The following is a 24,944-nucleotide window of genomic DNA, read 5'->3' as shown; positions in this document are numbered from 1 at the left end:
AACGGTACGCGGCCCAAGCCCTTACGGCAAGAAGGTTTTTGGCGATGCGGCGAGTTGTTGCAACCGCTCTAGTTGCACTGCCCGATCGAGCTTTCCGCACAGATGTGCGTGCCGTCGGTCCAGCGAGCACCCGACAGGTCGGCGTTGTTCAGATCGGTGCCGGTTAGCCTGGCCCCGGTCAAGTCTGCCCGCACCAGCGACGCCCCCACCATCTTGGCATTGCGCAGGTCGGCGTCGCGGAAACTGGCACCGGCAAGGTTGGCCCGGGTGAAATCGGCCTCAATCAGTCGCGCCCCGTCGAAGATCGCCCCCGGCGCCGTGCTGCTGACGAACCTCGCGCGATAGCCGTCGGCATCGGTCAGCTTGGCCTGCCCCAGATTGGCCCGCTGAAATGTCGCATCGCGCAGCATCGCGCCGCTGAGGTCGACCCCGGTCAGCGTCTGCCCCTCCATGGAACAGCGCCGCCAATTGACCTTCGGCTGCGCCGCCTCCGTACAGGCGGCCAGCGCCGGCCCGGCGGAAAGGAAGGTGACGACCGCGGCTGCGGCCAGAAGAGGGGCGGAGCGGAGCCGAGCGACGAATACGTTCTTCATTCCTCGATAGATGGGGGCATCGCCCGTGAACTCAAGCTCGGCCCCTGTCGGATTGGTCGGGATTCAACCGTGCCACCGCCCGTCCCGCCTGAGGCGGCCAGGGACCGGCCGCATGGGCCGCCGCCTGTCCGGCGAGAGCCGCCGCAACCTCCGGAGAAAAGGGACAGGTCTTGCGGGTGGCGAGATCGACGTGCAGCAGCATGAACTCCGCGGTCGCCGCGAGCCACCCTTCTTCCCCATGACGCATCTCGTGGAACAGATGCAGCCGCTTGGCGTCCGCGCCCAGAACCAGAGAGTCGAAGCGGAGCGGCGCCCCTTCCGTCACCTCGCGGGCATAGGTCAGGTGCGCGTCGACCACGAAGACCGACCGGTTCTCCGCCGCCACATAGCCCTTGCCGATCCCGAACCGGTCCAGCACGGCATCCGTGGCATGGTCGAAGGCCAGCAGATAATAGGCGACGTTCATGTGCCCGTTGTAGTCGATCCACTCCGGACGGACGGTTTCGCGGTGGATGGCAAGGGGGGTGGTCATTTTTTCTTAGCCCAATAAGCGTGAACTCTATTCAATTCTTCAACGAAAAACATAAGTTTATCAGAAACTTCAAATCCAAGATCCGACGCCATTTTGTAGAATCCAGCGCCAGGTATTTTACTCGGAACCCCATTTTCCCTTCCAATTACCACTACAGATAACAGTGGTCTTCCATTATTATGTTCATGCACACTAATTTCACACAGCATGTTGCTAAGTGCAGATCTATCCTCAGGAGAACCCATGTTCAATCCCAAGGGGCCTGCGACATCAAGATAGGACAACACTTTCCGCTCTATCGCTGTTTCAACAAGATGATTGCGGAGATCGTATTCGAGCACTTTATTCCTCCCTAAAGTATTCAGGAATATGCAAGAGCGGGCAACAGGCTCCGAGCGCCTAATGCCTCCAATATATCAAAAAACCCTCATGCGTGGCCTTGTAGCTCAGCGTGCCGACCTGATCCTTGTTCGCTTCGAAAAAGGAACGTCGGCACGGCATGATGTCCGCCGGGATGCCGGTGCCAGCCTTGGCCGCATGGGCGAACACCGCCGACCGCCGTTCCTTCGGCGCATCGTCCGGGACGATCACCAGCAGGTCGTAATCGCTGTCCTCATGGAAGTCGCCGCGCGCCCGGCTGCCGAACAGATAGACGGCATCAGGCTCCAGGGCCGGAACGATCCGGTCCAGAAGGATCTGCAGCTTCTCGTCGACCACGCCCATCACCTATGCCTCTGCGTTCAGAAACGCCGCGACAGTCGCGCGGACCTGCTCGATTTCAGCCAGCCAGCGGGACACGTCGTCGGGATCGGGCTCGTCCGGCGGGCTGTCGAAAACATCGATGCTCGGATAGCGGAAAGCCGCGACGAAGATGGTGAACCGTTCCAGCGGCAGCAAGGTTGGACGCAAGGGATGATCCGACGGCACATCGTCGAGCAGCGCCACGATGTTGTGCTGTTTGGGCGGATGGCGGCCGAGCGAGACGAGGGCTGCCTTCACCAGTTTCTCCGCCGCCTGCTGGCAATGGTAGGCCGCAGATTTGACCGCCGAGCCGACAAGGCAGGCACGGATCGCGCGGATGTCCTCGTCCACCACCGCCAGCCAGGCTGCGACCACCCTATCGACCATAGACCTGAACCCCGAAGTGGTTGGCCTCGTAACAGAGTGTTCCCACCGAATTCTTGTAACGTTCAAAGCCGGTACGGGAGCAGGGAATGATGTCGGCCGGAACCCGGGACTGCCGACTGGCATCGAAGGCGGTGGCCATGGACCGCCGTTCCTTCGGCGCATCGTCCGGGACGATCACCAGCAGGTCGTAATCGCTGTCCTCGTCGAAATCGCCGCGTGCCCGGCTGCCGAACAGGTAGACGGCCTCCGGCTCCAGGGCCGGGACGATCCGGTCCAGCAGGAGTTGCAGCTTCTCGTCTCCCCGTGTGTCGACCGTGCCCATGAAAATCCTCCGCCGCCCATCCTAACACGGAACGGGCGGCGGAGGATCCAATCAGACCGAGAAGTACTTGGCCCGCGGGTGGTGCAGGACGATCGCCGAGGTGCTCTGCTCCGGATGCAGCTGGTCCTCGTCCGACATCTCGATGCCGATGCGCCCGGCGTCCAGCAGCTTCAGAAGCTGTTCCTGGTCCTTCAGGTTCGGGCAGGCCGGATAGCCGAAGCTGTAGCGGCTGCCGCGATAGGACTGCTGCAACAGCTTCTCCTTGTCGCGGCTGTCCTCGGCGCCATAGCCCAGCTCCGCGCGGATACGGGCGTGGACATATTCCGCCATCGCCTCGGTCATCTCCACCGACAGGCCGTGCAGGTAGAGATAGTCCTGGTAGCGGTTTTCGGCGAACCACTCGCGCGCTACCTCGGCGCAATGCTGGCCCATGGTGACGACCTGCAGGCCGATCACGTCACGCTCGGGATCGGTCACGTCGCGCAGGAAGTCGGCGATGCACTCGCCATCCTCCTTGGCCTGGCGGGGCATGGTGAAGCGGGCGGCCTCGGTGGTGCCGTCCTCCTCGAACAGGATCACGTCGTTGCCGTCGGCCGCCGCCTTCCAATAGCCGTAGACGGCGGTCGGACGCAGGATTTCCTCCTTCGCCGCGATCTGGAGGATGCGGTCGAGCACCGGCCGCAGCTCCTTCTTCGCCCACTCCTTGAACTCCTCGAAGGACTTGCCGTCCTTCCGGTAGCCCCATTGCAGCTGGTAGAGCATCCGCTCGTTGAGGTAGGTGACCAGCGTCTTCAGCGGCACATGGTCGATCAGCTTCGGCCCCCAGAAGGGCGGGGTCGGCACCGGAACGCCTTCAGCCAGCCGATGGCGGCGGGCGCGAACGGCGTCCTTGTCGACCGGGCCGGTGGCGGCGCTGGTCGCCTGCCCCAGCACGCGGCGGCGGTTGGTCGCCTTTCCGGCGCGCTTGGCCTGCTGAATGGCGAGTTGCTGGTCGAAGCTACCCTCCACGACCTTGTCCATCAGGGTCAGCCCGTCGAAGGCATCGCCGGCGTAAGCCACGCGGCCGGAGCCGTAGGACGCCACGCAGTCGCCCTCGACATAGGCGCGGGTCAGGGCGGCGCCGCCGAGCAGCACCGGCACCTCCAGCCCCTCGCGGGTCATCTCCTCCAGGTTCTCGCGCATCACCACGGTGGACTTCACCAGCAGGCCGGACATGCCGATGGCGGTGGCCTTGTGCTCCTTGGCGGCCTGGATGATGGCGGAGACCGGCTGCTTGATGCCGAGATTGACCACCTTGTAGCCGTTGTTGGTCAGGATGATGTCGACGAGGTTCTTGCCGATGTCGTGGACGTCACCCTTCACGGTGGCGAGGACCAGCGTGCCCTTCTCCTGGCCCTCCACCTTTTCCATGTGCGGCTCAAGCCACGCCACCGCAGCCTTCATCGTCTCCGCCGACTGCAGAACGAAGGGAAGCTGCATCTTGCCGGCGCCGAACAGTTCGCCCACCACCTTCATGCCGTCGAGCAGATAGGTGTTGATGATCTCCAGCGGCGGGTGCGTCTTCATCGCCTCGGCAAGGTCGTCCTCCAGCCCGGTGCGGTCGCCGTCGACGATGCGCTCCTTCAGCCGCTCCTCGACGGTTTCGGCGCGGGCCTTCTTCTTGGCGTCGGCAGCCTTGCGGCCTTCGAACAGGGCGATGAAGGCCTGGAGCGGGTCGTATCCTTCCGCACGGCGGTCGAAGATCAGATCCTCGGCGGTCTTGACCTCCTTCTCGGGGATCTGGTGCAGCGGCAGGATCTTGGAGACATGGACGATGGCGCCCGTCATCCCCTTCTTCACCGCATGGTCGAGGAAGACCGAGTTCAGCACATGGCGCGCCGCGGCGTTCAGGCCGAAGGAGACGTTGGACAGGCCCAGGATGATCTGGCAGCCGGGCATCTCGCGGGCGATCGCCTCGATGCCCTCCAGCGTCCAGATGGCGAGCTTGCGGTCGTCCTCGTTGCCGGTGGCGATGGTGAAGGTCAGCGGATCGAACAGCAGGTCGGACGGGGCGAGGCCGTACTCGTTCACCGCCAGATCGTAGAGCCGCTTGGCGATGGCGAGCTTGCGGTCCGGCGTCTTCGCCATGCCCTCTTCGTCGATGGTCAGCGCGATGACGGCGGCGCCGAACTTCTTGGCGAGCGCCAGACGCTGCCTTGCCGGCTCCTCGCCGTCCTCGAAGTTGATCGAGTTGAGGATCGCCTTGCCGCCATAGAGCGCCAGCGCCTGTTCCAGCACCTTGTACTCGGTGGAGTCGATCACCAGCGGCGCGGTGACGGACCCGGCGAAGCGGGAGATGACCGCGTTCATCTCCGCCACCTCGTCACGACCGACGAAGGCGGTGCAGACGTCCAGCGAGTGGCTGCCCTCCTTCACCTGCTCGCGCGCCATCTCGACGCAACCGTCCCAGTCGTTCTTCTCCTGCAGCTCGCGCCACTTCTTCGAGCCGTTGGCGTTGCAACGCTCGCCGATGGCGAAGAAGGCGTTCTCCTGGCGCAACGTGACCTGGGAGTAGAGCGAGGCCACCGCCGGCACCCAATGGACGGTGCGGCCCTTCGGTGCCGGGCGGTGCGAGCCGGCGGGGGCCAGCTTGCGCAGCATCTGGTTCGCCGCCGCGATGTGGGGCACGTTGGTGCCGCAGCAGCCGCCGACGAGGTTCACCCCGTCCTCCGACACGAAACGCTCCAGCCAATGGGCGAAGTCGTCGGCACGGAGCGGGTAGTGCGTCTTGCCGTCCACCAGTTCCGGCAGGCCGGCATTCGGCTGGACCGAGATCAGCCCCGGCCAGTTCTGCGACAGCCAGCGCACATGCTCGCTCATCTCCAACGGGCCGGTGGCGCAGTTCAGGCCCATCAGCGGCACGTCGAGCGCCTGGATGACGGTGGCGGCGGCGGCGATGTCGGTGCCGACCAGCAGCGTGCCGGTGGTCTCCACCGTAACCTGGACGAAGACGGGGGTGTCGCTGTTGGCCTCAAGCCGGGCACGCTTGATGCCGTTGACGGCGGCCTTGATCTGCAGCGGGTCCTGGCAGGTCTCCACCAGGATGGCGTCGGCCCCGCCGGCGATCAGGCCGGCGGCCTGGACATAGAAGCTGTCCTCCGCCGGCTGATAGGCGATGTGGCCCAGGCTGGGCAGCTTGGTGCCCGGCCCGATGGAGCCGATGACGAAGCGCGGCAGGCCGTCCTTGAAGCTTTCCGCCGCCTCGCGCGCCAGCTCGACCGCGCGCTGGTTGATCTCGAAGGCCTTCTCGGAAATGCCGAACTCGCCCAGCGTCACCGGCGAGGCGCCGAAGGTGTCGGTCTCCACCATGTCCGCGCCGGCTTCAAAATAGCCGCGGTGAATGTCGCGAACGATGTCCGGGCGCGACAGGGGCAGGATGTCGGTGCAGTTCTCGTGCCCCCAGTAATCCTTCTCGACGTCGAGGTCGAGCGCCTGGATGCGGCTGCCGAACCCGCCGTCGCAAAGCAGAACGCGGTCACGCAGGGTGTCGAGGATGTGGGGCATGGGAATGCGTCTTGTCCGTTATTTGGCGGGTTCGGGGCGGAATGGCGGGGTCAGGTGAGGCCGTGGCGGCTGGCGGGCCACCAATCTATGGCAAGTATTTGCTCAAGACTGTAGGGGCAATCGTCCGGCAAGCTCCACTCGAAAGCAGCTTCGGCTGGTAGATCAGCGCAAGCCACCAAGCGCACCCTGCCATACAGGTCTGAAAGATCGATACCACTGTAGAGAATTGGGCTATCTCCAAGCAATGTCTTGATGTCGAAGCGCGTGCGCATGATCGACAAGCGCAATTCGACATCTGCCACAGCACTTTGTATGAATTGGAAGCGCAGCAATCCGAGCATGACCTGCCGAATGCCCTCTTGCAGGTCCCGGCGCTCGCGCCGCCCAATACTCTCGATTTCCTCCGCGACATTCTCCCAATCAACGGGGATGGAAATACGCTCACGCGATGCCTCCCGCAGCAACCGCCCCTGCTCCAGAGCCCAAGCATAGAAGTCGGTGTCGTATCCGATCCGGCTGTCCATGGCGTCAGCCCTCCAGGCCATGCCGGTTCACCGGCCACCACTCCGGATCGCGCAGGTCCTCCAAAGCGAAGGGGCACTCCTTCGGCAGCGCGTCGATGGCGATGCTGTCGTCCTGGCAGGCGTCGTCGCGGCCGTCCAGCCACGCCTTCCCCAGGATCTCGGCCGGCCAGCGCTGCAGGCTCGGATGCACCTCCAGCTTGTCCTCCAAATGGCGGCGGGCCTTGGTCACGGAGATACGCCATTTCCGGCGCGGATAGGGATCGGGCGAGTATTCCAGCTTCAGAAGATGCTCGATCACCGTGGCGAGATGACTGCGGATCGCGTCCTTGACCTGCCCGCCCATGATGTCGAGTTCCTCGGCGATGTGCTCCCAGTCGATGGGCGAGTTGGAGCGTTCGGTCGCCGCTTCGCGCAGCAGCCGCGCCTGTTCCTGGGTCCAGGCGTAGAAGTCCGTGTCGTATCCGATCCGGCTGTCCATGTCATCGCCCTCCCGCGACAATTCGCCGTCCAAGCGTAGCACAGGGCGGCGGCCGGCGCCCTACCCCGCCACCGCCGCGGCGGCTGGCGCGGCCTTCGCCTTCACGCCCAGCATGCGGCAGATGGCGATGGTCAGGTCGGAGCGGTTCAGCGTGTAGAAGTGGAAATCGTGCACCCCTTGCGCCTGCAACTCCTGGCACTGCTCAGCCGCCACGGTCGCGGCGACGAGGTGGCGGGTCTCCGGGTCGTCGTCCAAGCCCTCGAAGGTCTCGGCCAGCTTCTTCGGCATCGATGCGCCGCACTTGCCGGCGAACTCCACCGCGCGGGCGAAGTTGGTGATCGGCAGGATGCCGGGGACGATCGGCACATGGATGCCGGCCGCGGCGCAGCGGTCGAGGAAGCGGAAATAGACGTCGTTGTCGAAGAAGAACTGGGTGATGGCGCGGGTGGCCCCGGCATCGACCTTGCGCTTCAGGTTGTCCAGGTCGAATTGGGCGCTCGGCGCCTCCGGATGGGATTCGGGATAGGCTGCGACCGAGATCTCGAAGTCGGCGATGCGCTTCATTCCCGCCACCAGATCGGCGGCATAGGCATAGCCGCCGGGGAACGGCTCGTAGCGGCCGCCGACGCCGCCCGCGGTCTCCGGCGGGTCGCCGCGCAGGGCCACCAGATGGCGGATGCCGGCATCCCAATAGGTGCGGGCGATGGCGTCGATCTCATCGCGGGTGGCGCCGACGCAGGTGAAGTGGGCGGCGGCCGGGATGCCGGTCTCCGCCTGGATGCGGCAGACGGTGGCGTGGGTGCGCTCGCGGGTCGAGCCGCCGGCGCCGTAGGTCACCGACACGAAGCCGGGCGACAGCGGAGCCAGCCGCCGGATCGACTGCCACAGGCTCTGCTCCATCTTCTCCGATTTGGGCGGGAAGAATTCGAAGCTGACGGACGGCTGTGCAGAGGTGGGCGCGGTCATGACGGGACTCCGCTGAGCGAGTGGGCGGGCTTCGGGGAAGGAACTTGAATGCCGGCCGCAAGGCGGGTGGCCGGCCAGATGGAAACGGTGAGCGGATCGCCCGGCAGATGCACCACCGGGCCGCAATCCAGCCCCGACTGGCGGCACCAGCCGGCGACTTCGGCGTCCGCGAAGCCCAGGCGGCGGTGCGCATGCTCCTCGCGCAGGGCTTCCAGATGGTGGGGGGCGAAATCGACGACCAGCAGCAGCCCGCCGGGGCGCAAGACCCGCGCCGCCTCGGCCAGAACGCCGGCCGGCGATTCGGTGTAGTGCAGCACCTGGTGGATCACCGCGGCGTCGAAGGAACCGGAGGGGAAGGGCAGCTGATACATGTCCGCCTGCCGGACATGGCAATGGCGAAGCCCCGCCTCCTCCAGCCGGTTGCGGGCGACGGTCAGCATCTCGCGCGACTGGTCTACCCCGATCGCACGGTGGACGCGTCGGGCGAGTACCTCCAGCATCCGTCCGGTGCCGGTGCCGATATCCAGCAGCTCCTCCACCCCCTCTTTCGGGAACAGGCGCAGCAGAGCGGCCTCGACCTCGCCTTCCGCAACGTGAAGGGAGCGGATTTCGTGCCAGCGCGCGGCATTCTCACGGAAATAGGCGGCGGCGACCTCCGACCGGGATCGCTTGATCGCCTCCAGCCGCTCCAGATCGAGCGTGAGCGTCGGATCCTCGTCGGGGATGGCGTCGACCAGCACGCGTGCCAACTCGGCCGATTGCCCCTTCTCGGCAAGGCGGTAGAAGGCGAAAGTGCCCTCGCGGAAGCGGTCCAGCAGCCCGGCATCGCACAGAAGCTTCAGATGGCGGGAGACGCGCGGCTGGCTCTGACCCAGGATCTGGGTCAGTTCGGTCACCGTCAGCTCGCCATGCGCGCAGAGCGCCAGCAGCCGCAACCGCGTGGTCTCGGCCGCCGCCTTCAGCGTCGCCAGCAGATCGTCCATCGCCTCACGTCCGATTCGGGCCAGGGAGGGGTGCGGCCGGCCGGTGCACCACGCCCCGACAGCCCGGATACAGATATAAAGATATCTTTATGCGTCGTAAACCGCTTTTCGCGGACAGCCGCCATCGCACCCATTATGGCGGTGGCCCGGCCCCTGCCTGTCTGCCCGGTCCAAGGTCGAAAGCGGTGGCGCACAAGCTCTCCGGCGCCGTTGCGGCAAAGCCGTCACAAGCGTCCCGCCGCCTCGCAGGGCGCGACCGCCCATGCTGGTCAAACGGCAAAGCCTGTGTTAGGTCATGAAACGGTGGAAATTCTGCGATATCTCGCCCAATCTTCCCGCCGACCGCGTAGCCACCTTGCCAGGGTTGAGGACATCCGCCATCGGAGTCTTCGGTTGTGGCCAGGACATGCGGCGACCCGCACCGAGTCGAGCCCACTGATAAAGAGCCGTCGCACATGAAGCTGGCCAGCCTTTCCCGCTCCCTCCTCCGTACGGCCACCGTGGTGGCCTTCGCCCTGACGGCGACGGCCTGCGCGACCAACCCAGGCGACTCGGGCGCGACGGACGCCGCCTATCAGGTCAACGATCCGCTGGAGATCCCCAACCGATTCGTCTTTGCCGCCAACGAGGCGGCGGACATCCTGGTGATCCGTCCGGCGGCGGAGGTTTATGTGGGCGTCGTGCCCGATCCGGTGCGCGACGCGATCCACAACTTCATCGACAACCTGATGTCGCCGCTCTACATCGCCAACAACCTGCTGCAGGGCAATGTGGACGGGGCGTCGCACGCCACCGGGCGCTTCCTGACCAACACCATCCTGGGCGTGGGCGGCCTCGCCGATGTCGCCACCCAGGCCGGCATCCCGAACGCGCCGGAGGATTTCGGCCAGACGCTGGCGGTGTGGGGCGTGGGTGACGGCCCGTACATCGTGCTGCCGCTGCTGGGCCCGTCGAACCTGCGCGATACCGCCGGCTATGCCGTCGACACCGTCGGCGACCCGGTCCGCATCTGGGCCTACGGCACCGACCACAAGGGCATGCTGGTGACCCGTTCGGTGGTCAGCGCCGTCGACCGCCGGTCCGAGATCCTGAGGGAGGTCGACGACCTGCGCCGCAACTCGCTGGACTTCTACGCCACCGCGCGCAGCCTGTACCAGCAGCAGCGCCGGGCAGCGATTGCCAACAACAAGGCGTCGGCCGCGCCGGAGTTCCCGGACTACTCCACCCCGCCGAAGCCCTGATCCCGAACCCGTCCAGCCGGTTCGCCGGCTGGACGCCTATGGATTTCGGATCCCCGAGGTCACAGGACCCCCAAAGGCCACATGACCGTTGACAATGCCGCGGCAACCGCCACCTTTCGCCCTACCATGCTGACACGCCGTAATTTTGTCGCGTGCGCTGCCCTGCTCGCGGTGAGCGGTTGGGCCGGGCACACCCTCATCTCCCCCGCCGCTGCGCAAGGCGCGGACCAGGGAGCCAGCGCGTTCATCCAGAAGCTGGGGAACGACGCCATTGCAACCTTCTCGGACAAGAGCCTGTCGCGCGATCAGGCGATCCAGCGCTTTCGCACGCTCCTGTACGCCGGCTTCGACGTGCCGTACATCGGCCGCTGGGTGCTGGGCCGCTACTGGAACAGCGCCAACGAGGCTCAGCGGGCCGAGTACCAGAAGCTGTTCGAGCAGCTGATCGTCAACACCTATGCCGAACGTTTCGTCGAATATTCCGGCGAGACCTTCAAGATCGTCGGGACCTCCCCGGCCGGCGAGGCGGATACCTTGGTGACGACCCAGATCGTCCGTCCCAACGGTCCGCCGGTCAATGTCAGCTGGCGCGTCCGCAAGGCGGGTGCCGACTTCAAGATCATCGACGTGGTGGTGGAGAATGTCAGCATGGGTGTAACCCAGCGGCAGGAATTCGCCTCCGTCGTCGAGCAGAACGGCGGCCGCATCGACGGCCTGATCCAGGCCCTGCGCCAGAAGGTCGGCCGCGCCGGCTGAACGGCCTGAGCGGCAAAACACCTCAACCGGCCAAGGCCGTCTTCCCCCATGGAAGACGGCCTTTTCCATGCCCGGGCCGCCGGCTCCGGCCCGACAACGGAGGAGTACCGTCGAGAAACCGTGACGCGCCTGTCCGAACGGGCTATCGTTGCGCCGACGCTGCTGTCTTTCGTCATACGGTGGATCCGGGAACCCACGCCATGGCCGAACGCGATCCCAAAGAGATCGACGAACTCCGGACGATCATCCAGGCGCATCAGGCGTGGCTGAAGCGGCCGTCCAATGGCCGCCGCGCCGATCTCAGCTTTCGCGACCTGTCGCGGCTGAACCTGGAGCGCGTTTCGCTGGCAGGGGCCAAGCTGGCAGGGGCTAACCTCAGCAGCACCCGCATGGTGAAGGCCGACTTGTCGCAGGCCGACCTGTTCGGCGCCGACATGGAGGCGGTGAACCTGTCGGGCGCCATCCTGACCGGTGCCGACCTGCGCGGGGCCAACCTGCACCGCGCCCTGCTGACCGACGCCAACCTGCGCGGCGCCGATTTCCGCGCCGGTGAGTTGGTCGACAGCGGCGGCCCGGACGGCAGCCAGACGGCCCGCGGCACCGGCACCACCCGCCTGACCGAAGCCAAGATGGAACGCTCGATCCTGGCCGGCGCGAACTTCACCGGCTGCGACCTGACCGGCGCCGACCTGAACGACGCCGACCTGACGGGGGCGGAACTGACCTCGGCCGTGCTGATGGGCACCGATTTCTGCGGGGCCAACCTGGACGGGGCCGTGTTCGGCAACACGGTGATGGACCACGCCACCCTGACCCGCACCTTCATCCCCTTCGCCCTGCCGCCCGACGCCATCGTCCAGCCCAACTACACGGCGATGCCGGTGGCCGAGTTCCTGGAACTGGTGGAGCGGCACGAACGCTGGGTCGACAGCGGCGGGGCCGAGGGGGCGCGGCTCGACCTCGACCTCGTGTCGGTGGCGGGGGCGGACCTGCATGGCCGCACGCTGGCGGCCGCCCGGCTGCGCCGTTGCCGCCTGCCCGGCGCCCGCCTGACCAAGGCCAGCCTGGAAATGGCCGAGCTGTCCTACATCGACCTGGACGAGGCCGACCTGCGCGACGCCGTGCTGCGCGGGGTCACCCTGCGCCGCGCCTATCTGGCGCACACGCTGATGAACGGGGTGGACGCCCGGCCGGTGCCGCTGGCCGGCGGCCGCGACTGGCCGGCCAATTTCGAGGGCGCCGACTTCTCCGACGCCGACCTGCGCGATTCGACCATGGGCGCGGCGGTGGTCCGTGGGGCGAATTTTCAGAATGCGCTGACGGACCGGTCCGGCATCGACGTGCCCAGCGCCTCCAGCCCGTTCCCCCTGCCGCCACCGGAAGAGCGGCGGCGCCAGAAGCGCTTCGTGCGTCCGGGCATGGTCATCCATACGGAACATGGCAGCTTCCCCGCCCGCAACTGGTCGGTGGGCGGCCTGTGCCTGCTGGCGGTCAACCAGCCCTATCAGCGCGGCCAGACCTTCCAGGCCCGCGTCGTGCTGGCCGACCGGCAGGAGGTGACGGCCGTGGCCAACCTCGTGGTGCTGCATCGCGACGAGGAGCGCGGCCAGCTATCCGTCCGCTTCCACCAATATGGCGACGACCTGAAGGCGCTGCTGAAGACCGCCTTCCTGGAACATCAGCGAATGGCCGGCTGAGCTGGCGGTTCAATGCATCTGCCCTTGATCTTTTGATTTGAAAGGATCGTTGATTCCTCGGAACGATCAGGGGGAACGATCCACAAGAGGCCCTGTTTGAATGGAGCACGCCGGATGGGGGCACAACCCGCCGGTCCATCCCCGAACGGAGGCTCCTATGGCAGACGAACAGAAGCCCAGGAAAGTTGGTGTGTATGACTCCGTGACCGGAGCCGGAAGCTCCGGGATGAACTGGATGTGGATCATCATCGGTCTGATCGTGGTCGCGATCGTCCTCTATCTCCTGTTCCGCTGACCCGCGGCACCCGCCGCCATGACGGCCGACAATGAACTCCCTCGCGAAGAGGGCGACGCGGTCATTCCCCTGCACGACGAGTCGGTGACAGTCGGCAAGCAGCGGGTGGAACGAAGCCGTGTCCGCGTGACGACGCGCGTGTCCGAACGCGAAGCGATGGTCCGCGAATCGCTGGAGCATGAAGAGGCCACCGTCACCCGCGTCCCGATCGACCGCGAGATCGACGCCCATCCCGGCATCCGCCAGGAAGGGGACGTGACGGTGATCCCGCTGGTCGAGGAAGTGCTGGTGGTGGAACGCCGCCTGATGCTTCGCGAAGAGCTGCACATCCGTAGGAACCGGCGGACCGTCGAGGTCGAGCAGCCCGTTACCCTGCGTTCGGAGGAAGCGGTGGTGGAGCGTGTGACAACCCCGCCCTCCCCTGTCCATTCGCCCAATCAGCCCCCGTCCCCCAATCCGAATTCGCTCGAGGAGTAAAGCCGATGACCAAAACCATCGTCGCCCTCTATGACCACCGATCCGAGGCCGAAACCGCATCCCGCGACCTGCAGGCCGCCGGATTCGAATCCAGCGCCGTCGAGATTCTGTCCCATGCCGATTTGAGCAGCGGCGGGTGGAGCGGCAGCGACACCACCGGCCTCGGCACCACCACCGGCGATTCGTCGGTCGGCGCCGCCGCCGGCATGGCCCGCACCGACCTGTCGACCGGCTATGTCGCGTCGCCCAACACCGTCCCCGGCAGCAGCATGGGCACCGGAATGGGTTCGACCGCCGGCAGCACCACCGGTACGACCGGCGGCGGCATCCTGACCCGCCTGTCGGGCTGGGGCATCCCCAACCATGATGCGCAGGTCTATGCCGAGGGCGTGCGCCGCGGCGGCTCGCTGCTGAAGCTCCGCCTGGACGAGGAGGATGTCGACCGCGCCATGGAGGTGCTGGAGCGCGGCAACGTGGTGGATGTCGAGGAACGCAGCGCCGCCTATCGCAACTCCGGCTGGACCGGCTTCGACGAGAGCGCCGACTATTACGACGACAGCTCGGCCGAGGAGGAGCGCCTGCGTTACTCGCCCGGCCGCACCGCCATCGACACCACGGGCACGGGGATGGGCACCAGCACCAGCGGTGCCGGCCTGACCGGTGCCGCCGCCGCCATGCGCGACGTCAACACCGACAGCACCCGCACCACCCGCACCGGCACCTCTGAACGGGAAGAGCAGATCCCGATTGTCGAGGAGCAGATCAACATCGGCAAGCGCACCGTCGAACGCGGCGGCGTCCGCGTCCGCAGCTATGTCGTCGAGACGCCCGTCGAAGAGCAGGTGCGCCTGCGCGACGAGACCGTCACCGTCGAACGCCGCCCCGGTGGCGTGGTCGAGGGCAGCACCGACGTTCCGGCCGACGCCTTCCGCGAGCGCACCATCGAGGTGACGGAGACCGACGAGGAAGCGGTGGTCAGCAAGACCGCCCATGTCCGCGAGACGGTGGTGGTCCGCAAGGATGTCGAGGAACGCGCCCAGAGCGTCCGCGACACCGTCCGCCGCACCGAGGTCGAGATCGAGGACACGCGGGACGAAAACCTGCATGACCGCCGCACCGACCGGACGGACGATGTGACCCGCTGACCGGCCGGAAGTCGGCGGCGGAGCGGGGTGGGACGGATGTGCCTATTGGTTGCTCTTTCCCCAACAAGTGCGACCAATCGCGCACTTAACGATCGGATGTGCATCTCTATCGTGTATCGGCGGCAAATCGCATTCCGCGATTCCGTTTCCCGCACCGGAGAGTTAGCCCATCATGTCTCGGTCCTTTACCCACCTCCGCCGCCGTCCGGTGACCAGCCTGCTCGCCGGCTTGGTGGCGGGCGTTCTGGCGGGTTCGTGCCTGCTGTCTTCCGCACAGGCGCAGACCGTTTCCAGCCAGCCCGCTGCCGCACCGGCCCCGCGCTCCACCCCGCTGCTGCAGACGGAGACCAACTCCAACGGCACGCCCATCGTGTATCCGAAGGGAACGCCGCAGGTCACCGCGCGCATCACCGAGATTCCTCCGGGCGCGCGCACCGGCGTGCATACCCATCAGATTCCTCTGTTCGTCTATATCCTGGGCGGCAAGCTGACGATCCGGGGCGAAACCGGCGAAAGCACCGTCTACAAGGAAGGTGACGCCTATATGGAGCGCACCGACTGGCATGAAGGCATCAATGAAGGCAGCGAGCCGGTTCGGCTGTTGGCCGTCTATCCCGGCGAAGTCGGTACGCCGCTGTCGGTCAAGCACGGCAACTGACCGCGCCAATGGAAAGGGGCCGCTGGTCTGTCCGACCGGCGGCCCCTTTCCTGCTCGGAAGGGCAGTCCCTCTATCCGTTAGCTGCGCACCAGCGGCTTGTACTTGATGCGGTGCGGCTGGTCGGCATCGGCGCCGAGGCGGCGCTTCTTGTCGGCCTCGTAATCCTGGAAGTTGCCTTCGAACCATTCGACGTGGCTGTCGCCCTCGAAGGCCAGGATGTGGGTGGCGATGCGGTCGAGGAACCAGCGATCGTGGCTGATGACCACGGCGCAGCCGGCGAAGCTCTGCAGCGCGTCTTCCAGCGCCCGCAGCGTATCGACGTCCAGGTCGTTGGTCGGTTCGTCGAGCAGCAGGACGTTGGCGCCGGACTTCAGCATCTTGGCGAGGTGGACGCGGTTGCGCTCACCGCCCGACAGCTGGCCGACCTTCTTCTGCTGGTCGGGACCGCGGAAGTTGAAGCTGGAGACATAGGCGCGGCTGGGCATGGTCTTCTTGCCAAGCTCCACCAGATCCAGCCCGTCGGAGATTTCCTCCCACACCGTCTTCTTGGCGTCCAGGCTGTCGCGGCTCTGGTCGACATAGCCGAGCTTCACCGTGTCGCCGACGCGGAAGGTGCCGGCGTCCGGCCCGTCCTGCCCGGTGATCATGCGGAACAGGGTGGTCTTGCCGGCGCCGTTCGGGCCGATGACGCCGACGATGCCGCCCGGCGGCAGGCGGAAGGACAGGCCGTCGATCAGCAGGCGGTCGCCGAAGCCCTTGGCGATGTTCTCCGCCTCGATGACGACGTTGCCCAGGCGCGGCGGCACCGGGATGACGATCCGCGTCTCGCCGCCCTGCTCCTTGGCACTTTCGGCCAGCAGCGTCTCGTAGGCGGTGATGCGCGCCTTGCTCTTGGCCTGACGGGCGCGCGGGGATTGCCGGATCCACTCCAGTTCGGTGGCCAGCTGCTTCTGGCGGGCTTCCTCCTGGCGGCCTTCCTGTTCCAGCCGCTTCTGCTTTTGCTCCAGCCAGGACGAGTAGTTGCCTTCCCACGGAATGCCCGACCCGCGGTCGAGTTCGAGGATCCAGCCGGTCACGCTGTCCAGGAAGTAGCGGTCGTGGGTGACCAGGACGACGGTGCCCTTGTAGTCCTCCAGGTGCTTCTGCAGCCAGGCGACCGATTCGGCGTCGAGGTGGTTGGTCGGCTCGTCGAGCAGCAGCAGGTCGGGCTTTTCCAGCAGCAGCTTGCAGAGCGCGACGCGGCGGCGCTCACCGCCCGACAGCTTGGTCACGTCGGCGTCGCCCGGCGGGCAGCGCAGGGCGTCCATGGCGATTTCGACCGTGCGGTCGATGTCCCAGGCGTCGGCGGCGTCGATCTTCTCCTGCAGCTCGCCCTGTTCGGCCAGCAGCGCGTCGAAATCGGCGTCGAGATCGGCCATCAGGTTCGACACTTCGTTGAAGCGGTCGAGCAGCGCCTTCGTCTCCTTCAGCGCCTCCATGACGTTTTCCTGGACGTTCTTGGTCGGGTCCAGCTGCGGCTCCTGCGAGAGGTAGCCAACCTTGGCGCCCTCGGCCGCCCAGGCTTCGCCGGAGTAGTCCTTGTCCAGACCGGCCATGATCTTCATCAGGGTCGACTTACCGGCGCCGTTGACGCCGAGCACGCCGATCTTCACACCCGGCAGGAACGACAGCCAGATGTTGTCGAGAACCTTCTTGCCGCCAGGATAGACCTTGCTCAGGCCCTTCATGACATAGACATACTGGTAGGACGCCATGCGCCGCTCCGACCTTCCGAAAAGATGTGAGAATTGGCGCCGCCCCTGCCTTGCGGTTCCACGGCACCCTGTCGCTAGGGTCCGGTTTTAGCGCATAAGGGCCTTGCATGAAACCTTGTTGAGCCGACTCGCGGGGATCGGGCGGCAACAGGAGGAAGAGGATTGGTCAGTTCCAAAGTCGAAATCTACGTCGATGCCGACGCCTGCCCGGTCAAGGCCGAGATTTACAAGGTCGCCGGCCGCACCGGCTGCAAGGTGTGGATCGTCGCCAACGCGCCGCTCCGCCTGCCGACGGAGTGCATGGCGGAGCTTGTGGTGGTCAGCGACGGCTTCGACGCCGCCGACAACTGGATCGCCGAACATGCCGGCCCGACCGACATCGTGGTGACGGCGGACATCCCGCTGGCCGACCGTTGCGTGAAGCGGAACGCGGTGGTGATCGGCCCGACCGGGCGCCCCTTCACGCCGGACAGCGTCGGCTCGGCGCTGGCGACCCGCGCGCTGATGCAGGATTTGCGCGACATGGGCGTGGTCGGCGGCGGCAACGCCCCGATGAGCCAGCGCGACAAGTCGCAGTTCCTGCAGACGCTGGACCAGGCGGTGCAGGCGCTGAAGGCGGGGCGCCGGCCGAAGTTCCGGTGAGAGCGGACGCAACGGTTGCCCCCACCTAGCCTCCCCCGCTGGGCGGGGGAGGGACTGCCGCTGCCGTTCCGAATAAGTACTTGCCCCCTCCCCCGCCCAGCGGGGGAGGGCTGGGGTGGGGGTAATCGCCCCTTACACCCTCACCACCTTGCCCGGATTCAGCAGATTGTCCGGATCGAAGGCGCGCTTCAAGTCGCCCATGACGTTGAACGCCTCGCCGGTCTCCTGCTCCAGAAACGCCATCTTGCCATAGCCGATGCCGTGCTCGCCGGTGCAAGTGCCGCCCATCTCCAGCGCGCGGGTCACCATCTTGTCGGCAAGGCGCTGGGCCTCGGCCAACTCGGCCGGGTTCTCCGGATCGAGAACGTACACGAGGTGGAAGTTGCCGTCGCCGACATGGCCGACCATCGGGGCCAGCATGTTGGACTCCGCCAGATCCTGCTTGGTCTCAAGGATGCAGTCGGCGAGCCGCGAGATCGGCACGCAGACGTCGGTCGGCCAGCCCTTCGACCCCGGACGCAGGGCGAGCGCGGCGTAATAGGCGTCGTGCCGGGCCTGCCACAGCTTCGACCGGTCCTCCGGCCGGGTGGCCCAGGCGAATTCCAGGCCGCCATGCTCGGCGGCGATGGCCGCGACCATCTCCGCCTGCTCCTTCACTCCGGCCTCGGTGCCGTGGAATTCGAAGAACAGGGTCGGAGCGACCGCATAGTCGAGCTTGGAGTATTTGTTGACGGCGTCGATCTGCACCTCGTCCAGCAGCTCGATGCGGGCGACGGGGACGCCGACCTGGATGGTCTGGATCACCGTATCGACCGCGCCCTTGATGGTCGGGAAGGCGCAGACGGCGGACGAGATGGCTTCCGGGATGCCGTAGAGCTTCAGCGTCACCTCGGTGATGATGCCGAGCGTGCCTTCGGACCCCACGAACAGCCGGGTCAGGTCATAGCCGGCCGCCGATTTGCGCGCCCGCCCGCCGGTCTTGATGATGCGGCCGTCGGCCAGCACCACGGTCAGGCCCAGGACATTCTCGCGCATGGTGCCGTAGCGCACGGCGTTGGTGCCGCTGGCCCGCGTCGCCGTCATGCCGCCGAGCGAAGCGTTGGCGCCGGGATCGATGGGGAAGAACAGGCCGGTGTCGCGCAGATGCTCGTTCAACTGCTTGCGGGTCACGCCGGCCTGGACGGTGACGTCCAGATCCTCCGGGCTGACGCGCAGGATCTGCTGCATGCCCGACAGGTCGATGGTGATGCCGCCGGCCAGCGCCGCAATGCCGCCCTCCAGCGAGGTGCCGGTGCCGAAGGGGATGATCGGCAGCTTGTGCTTCGCGCAGATCCTGACGATCGCGCTGACCTCTTCGGTCGTGTTGGCGAAGGCGACGCCGTCCGGCGGGAAGGGCGTGTGATAGGACTCGTCCTTGCCGTGATGCTCGCGCACCGGCAGCGAGGTGGTGAACCGGTCGCCCAGCAGAGCCGTCAGCTCGGCCCGAGCCTCCTCGGTCAGGGCCGCGCGCGGCTGGGTGGTGGCGATGACGGTCATGGGTGTTGTCCTCCCCGGTCGATGATTCATTGGTATGACCAAACGAAGCTAAAGCGGCAGGCAAGTGCTTGGCAAGACAGGCGCTGCGCAGGGGTGGAATGCCGGGGCGCCACAGGTTGGCTCCAAATCTATCGCAAGCTGCCACACCTGTTGCACCGGCGGCGCAACAGTCCATGCAACACCTGTTGCAATGCCCCACCCCGCCGCATCACTCCAACCATTGATAATCAAGAAAATCCGCTGAGCTGACCATCTGGCACGGCGGTTGCTCTTACCCCTTCGAACCGCGCGTCGATCAACGGCGCGCATCAGCGAGGGGGAGGCACCATCTTGGCTCCGGTCGTCGGCATCGTCGCCAATCCGGTTTCAGCCCGCGATATCCGCCGGGTCGTCGCCAACGCCACCAGCCTGCAGATCGCCGACCGGGCGAACATCCTGCTGCGGGTGCTGGCGGCGCTGCATGCCTGCGGGGTGCGTGACGTCCTGATGATGCCGGAGAATGGCGGCATCCGCGCCCATGTCGAACGCGGCATGATGCGGGCGAGAGCGCGCGGCGAGGACATCTACCCCGCCCTCCACCCGGTCGCCATGCTGGTCACCGGCACCGTCGCCGACACCCACCGCGCCACCGCGGAAATGCGGCGGGCCGGCGTCTCGGCTCTGGTGGTGCTGGGCGGAGACGGCACCCACCGGGCAGTGGCGGCGGAATGCGGGACGGTGCCCATCGCCGGCATCTCCACCGGCACCAACAACGCCTTCCCCGAACACCGCGAGCCGACGATCACCGGGCTCGCCACCGGGCTGGCAGTCACCGGCCGGGTGCCGCCGCACATCGCATTCGCCGCCAACAAGCGGATCGATGTGTCCCTCGACAGAGGGGCGAACGGCGGCACCGTCACCGACATGGCGCTGGTCGACGTGGCATTGGTGACGGAGCGCTACATCGGCGCCCGCGCCCTGTGGCGGACCGAGAATTTCCGCGAACTCTACGTCACCTTCGCCGACCCGGAGGTGATCGGCATGTCGGCCATCGCCGGCCTGCTGGAACCCGTCGGCCGTGATGAGAGCGGCGGCCTGATGGTGCGCCTGTCGCCCAATGGAGAAGGCGCCGGCGACTGCCGCAAGGGGGCGACCACGCTCCACGCCCCCATCGCGCCGGGAATGATGGCCCGGGTCGGCGTCACCGACTGGCGCCGCATGCCGGCCGACGTGGCCTTCGTGCCGGAGGTGACCGCCGGCTCCATCGCGCTGGATGGCGAACGCGAACTGTCCTTCTCCGAACGCGACCGTCTGTCCCTGACGCTCCGGGACGACGCCTTCCGCACGGTCAACGTCGCCGCGGTCATGCGGCACGCCGGCCAGAACCGGCTGCTGACCGGCACACCGGTGCCCGTCACGGCCGCCTTTTAATCATCAAACATCAATCAGGGAGAAAACACCTCATGGCCCAGAATCCCTTCCCCCTCGGCAAGGACGAACTGCTGAAGGCCTACCGCACCATGCGGACGATCCGCGAGTTCGAGGAGCGGCTGCACGTCGATTTCGCCAAGGGCGACATCCCCGGCTTCGTCCACCTCTATGCCGGCGAGGAGGCCTGCGCCACCGGCATCATGATGCACCTGAACGACAACGACCGCATCGCCTCGACCCACCGCGGCCACGGCCACTGCATCGCCAAGGGCGTCGACGTCCACGCCATGATGGCGGAGATCTACGGCCGCAGCACCGGCGCCTGCCGGGGCAAGGGCGGGTCGATGCACATCGCCGACCTGTCCAAGGGCATGATGGGCGCCAACGGCATCCTCGGCGCCGGCGCACCGCTGATCTGCGGGGCGGCGCTGGCGGCCAAGGTGCGCGGCGACCGCGGCGTCGGCATCACCTTCGTCGGCGACGGCGCGTCCAACCAGGGCACCTTCCTGGAAAGCCTGAACCTCGCCGCGGTGTGGAACCTGCCGGTGGTCTTCGTGGTGGAGAACAACGGCTACGCCGAATCCACGGCGATGGAATGGGCGGTGTCCTGTGACAGCTATGTCGACCGCGCCACCGGCTTCGGCATGCCGGGCGTCACGGTGGACGGCACCGACTTCTTCGCGGTGTACGAGGCGGCCGGCGAGATCATCCGCCGCGCCCGTGACGGCGGCGGCCCGGCCCTGCTGGAATGCAACATGGTCCGCTTCTACGGCCATTTCGAAGGCGACGCCCAGACCTACCGCGCCAAGGGCGAGTTGGAGGCGATCCGCGCATCCCGCGACTGCCTGACCATCCTGTCGGAACGGGTGATCGAGGCCGGGGTGATCGGCCGCGACGAGTTGCAGGCCATCGACCGCGAGGTCAACGCGCTGATCGAGGACGCCACGCGCGCCGCCAAGGCCGCCCCGCTGCCCGCGCCGGAAGACCTGCTGCGCGACGTCTACGTCGCCTACTGAGCCCAATAAAGAACCTCAAGACGCGGAGGAAACACATGTCCCGCAAGATCAGCATGAAGCAGGCGATCAACGAGGCCCTGGACCTGGAGATGCGCCGCGACCCCACCGTCATCGTCATGGGCGAGGACATCGTCGGCGGCACCGGCGCCCAGGGCGAGGACGACGCCTGGGGCGGGGTGCTGGGCGTCACCAAGGGTCTGTACGCCAAGCATGGCGACCGGCTGATGGACACGCCGCTGTCGGAATCCGCCTATATCGGGGCCGCCGTCGGTGCCGCCGCCTGCGGGCTGCGGCCGGTGGCGGAGCTGATGTTCCTGGACTTCATGGGGGTCTGCTTCGACCAGATCTTCAATCAGGCCGCCAAGTTCCGCTACATGTTCGGCGGCAAGGCCGAGACGCCGGTGGTGATCCGCGGCATGGTCGGCGCCGGCTTCCGCGCCGCCGCCCAGCATTCGCAGATGCTGACCCCGCTGTTCACCCACATTCCGGGTTTGAAGGTCGTCTGTCCCAGCAACGCCTATGACGCCAAGGGCCTGTTGATCCAGTCGATCCGCGACAACGACCCCGTCATCTTCTGCGAGCACAAGAACCTCTACGGCCTGGAATGCGAGGTTCCGGCGGAAAGCTACGCCATCCCCTTCGGCGAGGCGAACGTGCTGCGCGACGGCGACGACGTGACCATCGTCAGCTACGGCCTGACCGTCCACCGCGCGATGGAAGCGGCGGCGACGCTGGCGAAGGACGGCACCGAGGCCGAGGTGATCGACCTGCGCACCCTGTCGCCGATCGACTGGGACACCATCGTCGAGAGCGTGGAGCGCACCGGCCGGCTGGTGGTGGTGGACGAGGCGCACCCACGCTGCAACCTCGCCACCGACATCGCCGCCTTCGTCGGCCAGAACGCCTTCGGGGCGCTGAAGGCCGGGGTGCAGATGGTGACGGCGCCGCATACGCCGGTGCCCTTCGCGCCGTCGCTGGAGGATCTGTACGTGCCCAGCGCCGACACCATCGCCGCCGCCGCGCGGCGCACGCTGTCGCCCAAGGGCGCGCGCAGCATCGCGGCGTGATCTTCTCCCGCTGAGTTAGACCCCCACCTATCCTCCCCCGCTGGGCGGGGGAGGGACTGCCGCCACTCTCCCGAACAAGCACTTAACCCCCTCCCCCGCCCAGCGGGGGAGGGTCGGGGTGGGGGTACGGCTTGCAAAACAAGAAATTCCCCAGGAGACCGAGTTCCATGTTGAACGAGCGCATCAAGCCCATCGTCATGCCGAAATGGGGCCTGTCCATGTCGGAGGGCAAGGTCACCGGCTGGCTGAAGCGGCCGGGGTCCACCATCTCCATCGGCGATGAGCTGCTGGAGGTCGAGACCGACAAGATCACCAACGTGGTCGAGGCGGGTGAAACCGGCGTCCTGCGCCGAGTGCTGGGCGAACCCGGCACCGTCTATCCCGTCAAGGCGCTAATTGCCGTGCTGGCCGAACCCGACGTGCCGGACGACGACATCGACGCCTTCATCAACGCCTATGCCGTCCCGGTGAGCGAGGACGACGGCGAGGCGGATGCCGGCCCGCAGTACCACACCGCCGAGACCCCGGCCGGCACCATCCGCTATGCGAAGCGTGGTGAAACCGGTCCGACCGTCCTGCTGGTGCACGGCTTCGGCGGCGATCTCGACAACTGGCTGTTCACCATCGACGCGCTGGCGGAGAAGGCGACGGTATATGCACTCGATCTGCCCGGCCACGGCCAGTCGAACAAGCAGATCGCCGACCCCAGCCTGTCCGGCCTGTCGAAGGCGGTGCTGGGCTTCCTCGACACGGTCGGCGTGGAGCGCGCCCATTTCGTCGGCCACTCGATGGGCGGGGCGGTGTCAATGCGCACGGCGCTCGACGCGCCGGGCCGGGTGGCGTCGCTGTCGCTGATCGCGTCGGCCGGCCTGGGCGAGCAGATCGACCACGGCTACATCCAGGGCTTCGTCGGTGCGACATCCCGCCGCGACCTGAAACCGGTCCTGGAGACGCTGTTCGCCGACCGTGGCCTTGTCAGCCGCCAGATGGTTGACGACCTTTTGAAGTACAAGCGGCTGGACGGCGTGGACGAGGCGCTGCGGGCATTGTCGGCGTCGCTGTTCGCCGAGGGCCGCCAGGCCAGCGTGCTCGCCTCCGGAATCGCGGATGCCAGGACGCCCACGCTGGTGGTGTGGGGCGAGGAGGACCGGGTCATCCCCGCCGACCACGCCCAGGCTCTGGCGAACACGGCACAGGTCGCCGTGATCCCCGGTGCCGGCCACATGGTGCAGATGGAGGCGGCCGGCAAAGTGAACGCGCTGCTGAAGGATCACATCGCCAAGGCGAACTGAGGCCCCTCCCCTTTCCCTCATCCCGAACCCCTCGCCACCGGCGCGCAGGCTGTCCGCCGGCGCGCCGGCAGGAGACCGCTCATGCCTGATCTCAAGGACAAGAGCATCATCGTCACCGGCGCCGGCCGCGGCATCGGCGCCACCATCGCCAAGGCGCTGGCCGCCGACGGTGCAAAGCTCACCATCGCCGACCGGACCGAGGCCGACGCCCGGCAGGTGGCCGAGGCCATCCGCGCGGCCGGCGGCACCGCAATCGCCGTGACCGTCGATGTCCGCGACCGCAGCGCCGTGCGCCGCATGATCGACGAGACGGTGAAGGCACATGGCCGGCTCGACGTCATCTTCAACAATGCCGGCATCGCCCAGACCAAGCCCTTCCTCGACATCACCGAGGACGACTGGCACACGGTCAACGACGTCAATGCGATGGGCGTGCTGATCGGCATGCAGGAAGCCATCAAGACCTTCCGCGCACAGGGCGGCGGCGGCAAGATCGTCAACACCGCCTCCATCGCCGGCAAGCAGGGCTACGAGCCGTTGGCCCATTACTCCGCCAGCAAATTCGCCGTCGTGGCCCTGACCCAGGCCGCCGCCCGCGGCTTCGGCAAAGAGGGCATCACCGCCAACGCCATCTGCCCCGGCGTGGTGGCGACGGAGATGTGGAAGATCATCGACCAGGGCTTCCGCGATACCGGCATCACCAAGTCCGAGAACGAGGCCTTCGACATGTTCGCCGCCGGCGCCGTGCTGGGCCGACCGTCGCGCGCCGAGGATCTGGTCGGCGTCGCCCGCTTCCTCGCCTCGTCGGACAGCGACTTCATGACCGGCCAGTCGCTGCTGGTCGATGGCGGGATGGTGTTCGCCTGAGCCACTGCGAACGCCGACAAC

General features: G+C 66.7%; 26 protein-coding genes. 13 read left to right on the top strand and 13 right to left on the bottom strand.

Features of this window, described 5'->3' with window-relative positions; genetic code table 11:
- Positions 1-68 precede the first annotated feature (68 nt).
- Genes FZ983_RS08725 through FZ983_RS08675 form a run of 11 tightly spaced genes read right to left on the bottom strand, consistent with a single transcriptional unit; the run spans position 69 to position 9,069 of the window.
- Entirely contained in the window at positions 69-593 is a 525-nt protein-coding gene (locus FZ983_RS08725) for a pentapeptide repeat-containing protein (RefSeq protein WP_149223181.1), read from the bottom strand.
- Between the two features lie 31 nt (positions 594-624).
- Positions 625-1,125: a thioesterase family protein gene (locus FZ983_RS08720; protein WP_149223180.1), complete on the bottom strand. Its 501-nt coding sequence runs from the start codon at positions 1,123-1,125 to the stop codon at positions 625-627.
- The gene (locus tag FZ983_RS08715) at positions 1,122-1,466 is read right to left on the bottom strand and encodes a hypothetical protein (RefSeq protein ID WP_149223179.1); all 345 of its coding nucleotides are present in this window, start codon (positions 1,464-1,466) and stop codon (positions 1,122-1,124) included. The genes FZ983_RS08720 and FZ983_RS08715 overlap by 4 nt, the downstream gene beginning before the upstream one ends.
- A gap of 58 nt (positions 1,467-1,524) precedes the next feature.
- On the bottom strand, positions 1,525-1,848 hold the full coding sequence (locus FZ983_RS08710; protein WP_149223178.1) for a nucleotidyltransferase domain-containing protein: 324 nt from the start codon (positions 1,846-1,848) through the stop codon (positions 1,525-1,527).
- 3 nt (positions 1,849-1,851) lie between these two features.
- Entirely contained in the window at positions 1,852-2,241 is a 390-nt protein-coding gene (locus FZ983_RS08705) for a HEPN domain-containing protein (protein ID WP_188092274.1), read from the bottom strand.
- A gap of 1 nt (position 2,242) precedes the next feature.
- Positions 2,243-2,575: a nucleotidyltransferase domain-containing protein gene (locus FZ983_RS08700; protein WP_149223176.1), complete on the bottom strand. Its 333-nt coding sequence runs from the start codon at positions 2,573-2,575 to the stop codon at positions 2,243-2,245.
- Positions 2,576-2,626: 51 nt separating this feature from the next.
- On the bottom strand, positions 2,627-6,118 hold the full coding sequence (gene metH / locus FZ983_RS08695) for a methionine synthase (protein WP_149223175.1): 3,492 nt from the start codon (positions 6,116-6,118) through the stop codon (positions 2,627-2,629).
- Between the two features lie 50 nt (positions 6,119-6,168).
- Entirely contained in the window at positions 6,169-6,642 is a 474-nt protein-coding gene (locus FZ983_RS08690) for a DUF29 domain-containing protein (RefSeq protein WP_188092273.1), read from the bottom strand.
- A 4-nt stretch (positions 6,643-6,646) separates the two neighbouring features.
- On the bottom strand, positions 6,647-7,120 hold the full coding sequence (locus tag FZ983_RS08685; RefSeq protein ID WP_149223173.1) for a DUF29 domain-containing protein: 474 nt from the start codon (positions 7,118-7,120) through the stop codon (positions 6,647-6,649).
- Between the two features lie 60 nt (positions 7,121-7,180).
- Complete coding sequence (gene metF, locus FZ983_RS08680) at positions 7,181-8,086, bottom strand: methylenetetrahydrofolate reductase [NAD(P)H] (protein ID WP_149223172.1); 906 nt, start codon at positions 8,084-8,086, stop codon at positions 7,181-7,183.
- Positions 8,083-9,069 (bottom strand): metalloregulator ArsR/SmtB family transcription factor, encoded by a 987-nt coding sequence (locus FZ983_RS08675; RefSeq protein WP_149223171.1) that lies wholly within the window; start codon positions 9,067-9,069, stop codon positions 8,083-8,085. The genes metF and FZ983_RS08675 overlap by 4 nt, the downstream gene beginning before the upstream one ends.
- Before the next feature lie 455 nt (positions 9,070-9,524).
- Here FZ983_RS08675 and FZ983_RS08670 point away from each other — a divergent pair, with 455 nt between their 5' ends.
- The 7 genes from FZ983_RS08670 to FZ983_RS08645 all read left to right on the top strand — a co-directional run bounded on the left by FZ983_RS08670 (position 9,525) and on the right by FZ983_RS08645 (position 15,338).
- On the top strand, positions 9,525-10,310 hold the full coding sequence (locus FZ983_RS08670; protein WP_149223170.1) for a VacJ family lipoprotein: 786 nt from the start codon (positions 9,525-9,527) through the stop codon (positions 10,308-10,310).
- 81 nt (positions 10,311-10,391) lie between these two features.
- Positions 10,392-11,066: an ABC transporter substrate-binding protein gene (locus tag FZ983_RS08665; RefSeq protein WP_247883677.1), complete on the top strand. Its 675-nt coding sequence runs from the start codon at positions 10,392-10,394 to the stop codon at positions 11,064-11,066.
- 200 nt (positions 11,067-11,266) lie between these two features.
- Positions 11,267-12,763, top strand: a complete 1,497-nt coding sequence (locus FZ983_RS08660; RefSeq protein ID WP_149223169.1) for a pentapeptide repeat-containing protein — start codon at positions 11,267-11,269, stop codon at positions 12,761-12,763.
- Positions 12,764-12,920: 157 nt separating this feature from the next.
- Positions 12,921-13,058: a hypothetical protein gene (locus tag FZ983_RS34005; RefSeq protein WP_174757320.1), complete on the top strand. Its 138-nt coding sequence runs from the start codon at positions 12,921-12,923 to the stop codon at positions 13,056-13,058.
- A gap of 18 nt (positions 13,059-13,076) precedes the next feature.
- On the top strand, positions 13,077-13,535 hold the full coding sequence (locus FZ983_RS08655) for a YsnF/AvaK domain-containing protein (protein WP_149223168.1): 459 nt from the start codon (positions 13,077-13,079) through the stop codon (positions 13,533-13,535).
- Between the two features lie 5 nt (positions 13,536-13,540).
- The gene (locus tag FZ983_RS34490) at positions 13,541-14,680 is read left to right on the top strand and encodes a YsnF/AvaK domain-containing protein (protein ID WP_211102879.1); all 1,140 of its coding nucleotides are present in this window, start codon (positions 13,541-13,543) and stop codon (positions 14,678-14,680) included.
- 208 nt (positions 14,681-14,888) lie between these two features.
- Positions 14,889-15,338: a cupin domain-containing protein gene (locus FZ983_RS08645; RefSeq protein WP_247883676.1), complete on the top strand. Its 450-nt coding sequence runs from the start codon at positions 14,889-14,891 to the stop codon at positions 15,336-15,338.
- A 78-nt stretch (positions 15,339-15,416) separates the two neighbouring features.
- Here the strand turns inward: FZ983_RS08645 and ettA are convergent, their stop codons facing one another.
- Complete coding sequence (gene ettA / locus FZ983_RS08640; protein WP_149223166.1) at positions 15,417-17,093, bottom strand: energy-dependent translational throttle protein EttA; 1,677 nt, start codon at positions 17,091-17,093, stop codon at positions 15,417-15,419.
- A 162-nt stretch (positions 17,094-17,255) separates the two neighbouring features.
- On the opposite strand from ettA, the gene FZ983_RS08635 reads away from it, so the two are divergent.
- Positions 17,256-17,735 carry a YaiI/YqxD family protein gene (locus FZ983_RS08635; RefSeq protein ID WP_149223165.1) on the top strand — a complete coding sequence of 160 codons (480 nt, stop codon included), beginning with the start codon at positions 17,256-17,258 and terminating at the stop codon, positions 17,733-17,735.
- Positions 17,736-17,867: 132 nt separating this feature from the next.
- On the opposite strand, the gene FZ983_RS08625 is transcribed toward FZ983_RS08635, so the two are convergent.
- Positions 17,868-19,271 (bottom strand): FAD-linked oxidase C-terminal domain-containing protein, encoded by a 1,404-nt coding sequence (locus FZ983_RS08625; protein ID WP_149223164.1) that lies wholly within the window; start codon positions 19,269-19,271, stop codon positions 17,868-17,870.
- Positions 19,272-19,601: 330 nt separating this feature from the next.
- On the opposite strand from FZ983_RS08625, the gene FZ983_RS08620 reads away from it, so the two are divergent.
- The 5 genes from FZ983_RS08620 (at position 19,602) to FZ983_RS08600 (ending at position 24,923) form a co-directional block, all read left to right on the top strand.
- On the top strand, positions 19,602-20,681 hold the full coding sequence (locus FZ983_RS08620) for an NAD(+)/NADH kinase (RefSeq protein ID WP_149223163.1): 1,080 nt from the start codon (positions 19,602-19,604) through the stop codon (positions 20,679-20,681).
- A 32-nt stretch (positions 20,682-20,713) separates the two neighbouring features.
- Positions 20,714-21,697, top strand: a complete 984-nt coding sequence (locus FZ983_RS08615) for a thiamine pyrophosphate-dependent dehydrogenase E1 component subunit alpha (protein ID WP_109087156.1) — start codon at positions 20,714-20,716, stop codon at positions 21,695-21,697.
- 35 nt (positions 21,698-21,732) lie between these two features.
- On the top strand, positions 21,733-22,764 hold the full coding sequence (locus FZ983_RS08610) for an alpha-ketoacid dehydrogenase subunit beta (RefSeq protein ID WP_149223162.1): 1,032 nt from the start codon (positions 21,733-21,735) through the stop codon (positions 22,762-22,764).
- A 167-nt stretch (positions 22,765-22,931) separates the two neighbouring features.
- Positions 22,932-24,056 carry an acetoin dehydrogenase dihydrolipoyllysine-residue acetyltransferase subunit gene (locus FZ983_RS08605; protein WP_188092272.1) on the top strand — a complete coding sequence of 375 codons (1,125 nt, stop codon included), beginning with the start codon at positions 22,932-22,934 and terminating at the stop codon, positions 24,054-24,056.
- Positions 24,057-24,137: 81 nt separating this feature from the next.
- The gene (locus tag FZ983_RS08600; protein ID WP_149223161.1) at positions 24,138-24,923 is read left to right on the top strand and encodes a glucose 1-dehydrogenase; all 786 of its coding nucleotides are present in this window, start codon (positions 24,138-24,140) and stop codon (positions 24,921-24,923) included.
- Positions 24,924-24,944 lie beyond the last annotated feature (21 nt).

It is taken from the genome of Azospirillum sp. B21 (genome assembly GCF_008364825.1).
Lineage (GTDB): Bacteria > Pseudomonadota > Alphaproteobacteria > Azospirillales > Azospirillaceae > Azospirillum.
The sequence above is the reverse complement of the archived record's forward strand: the minus strand, read 5'-3'. Positions and strand labels throughout refer to the sequence as shown.

Bases quoted from the DNA above. Each gene is read 5' to 3' on its own strand.
- FZ983_RS08725 (WP_149223181.1), bottom strand. From the start codon at position 593: ATGAAGAACGTATTCGTCGCTCGGCTCCGCTCCGCCCCTCTTCTGGCC.
- FZ983_RS08720 (WP_149223180.1), bottom strand. From the start codon at position 1,125: ATGACCACCCCCCTTGCCATCCACCGCGAAACCGTCCGTCCGGAGTGG.
- FZ983_RS08710 (WP_149223178.1), bottom strand. From the start codon at position 1,848: ATGGGCGTGGTCGACGAGAAGCTGCAGATCCTTCTGGACCGGATCGTT.
- FZ983_RS08700 (WP_149223176.1), bottom strand. From the start codon at position 2,575: ATGGGCACGGTCGACACACGGGGAGACGAGAAGCTGCAACTCCTGCTG.
- metH (WP_149223175.1), bottom strand. From the start codon at position 6,118: ATGCCCCACATCCTCGACACCCTGCGTGACCGCGTTCTGCTTTGCGAC.
- FZ983_RS08690 (WP_188092273.1), bottom strand. From the start codon at position 6,642: ATGGACAGCCGGATCGGATACGACACCGACTTCTATGCTTGGGCTCTG.
- FZ983_RS08685 (WP_149223173.1), bottom strand. From the start codon at position 7,120: ATGGACAGCCGGATCGGATACGACACGGACTTCTACGCCTGGACCCAG.
- metF (WP_149223172.1), bottom strand. From the start codon at position 8,086: ATGACCGCGCCCACCTCTGCACAGCCGTCCGTCAGCTTCGAATTCTTC.
- FZ983_RS08675 (WP_149223171.1), bottom strand. From the start codon at position 9,069: ATGGACGATCTGCTGGCGACGCTGAAGGCGGCGGCCGAGACCACGCGG.
- FZ983_RS08670 (WP_149223170.1), top strand. From the start codon at position 9,525: ATGAAGCTGGCCAGCCTTTCCCGCTCCCTCCTCCGTACGGCCACCGTG.
- FZ983_RS08665 (WP_247883677.1), top strand. From the start codon at position 10,392: ATGACCGTTGACAATGCCGCGGCAACCGCCACCTTTCGCCCTACCATG.
- FZ983_RS08660 (WP_149223169.1), top strand. From the start codon at position 11,267: ATGGCCGAACGCGATCCCAAAGAGATCGACGAACTCCGGACGATCATC.
- FZ983_RS34005 (WP_174757320.1), top strand. From the start codon at position 12,921: ATGGCAGACGAACAGAAGCCCAGGAAAGTTGGTGTGTATGACTCCGTG.
- FZ983_RS08655 (WP_149223168.1), top strand. From the start codon at position 13,077: ATGACGGCCGACAATGAACTCCCTCGCGAAGAGGGCGACGCGGTCATT.
- FZ983_RS34490 (WP_211102879.1), top strand. From the start codon at position 13,541: ATGACCAAAACCATCGTCGCCCTCTATGACCACCGATCCGAGGCCGAA.
- ettA (WP_149223166.1), bottom strand. From the start codon at position 17,093: ATGGCGTCCTACCAGTATGTCTATGTCATGAAGGGCCTGAGCAAGGTC.
- FZ983_RS08625 (WP_149223164.1), bottom strand. From the start codon at position 19,271: ATGACCGTCATCGCCACCACCCAGCCGCGCGCGGCCCTGACCGAGGAG.
- FZ983_RS08615 (WP_109087156.1), top strand. From the start codon at position 20,714: ATGGCCCAGAATCCCTTCCCCCTCGGCAAGGACGAACTGCTGAAGGCC.
- FZ983_RS08610 (WP_149223162.1), top strand. From the start codon at position 21,733: ATGTCCCGCAAGATCAGCATGAAGCAGGCGATCAACGAGGCCCTGGAC.
- FZ983_RS08605 (WP_188092272.1), top strand. From the start codon at position 22,932: ATGTTGAACGAGCGCATCAAGCCCATCGTCATGCCGAAATGGGGCCTG.
- FZ983_RS08600 (WP_149223161.1), top strand. From the start codon at position 24,138: ATGCCTGATCTCAAGGACAAGAGCATCATCGTCACCGGCGCCGGCCGC.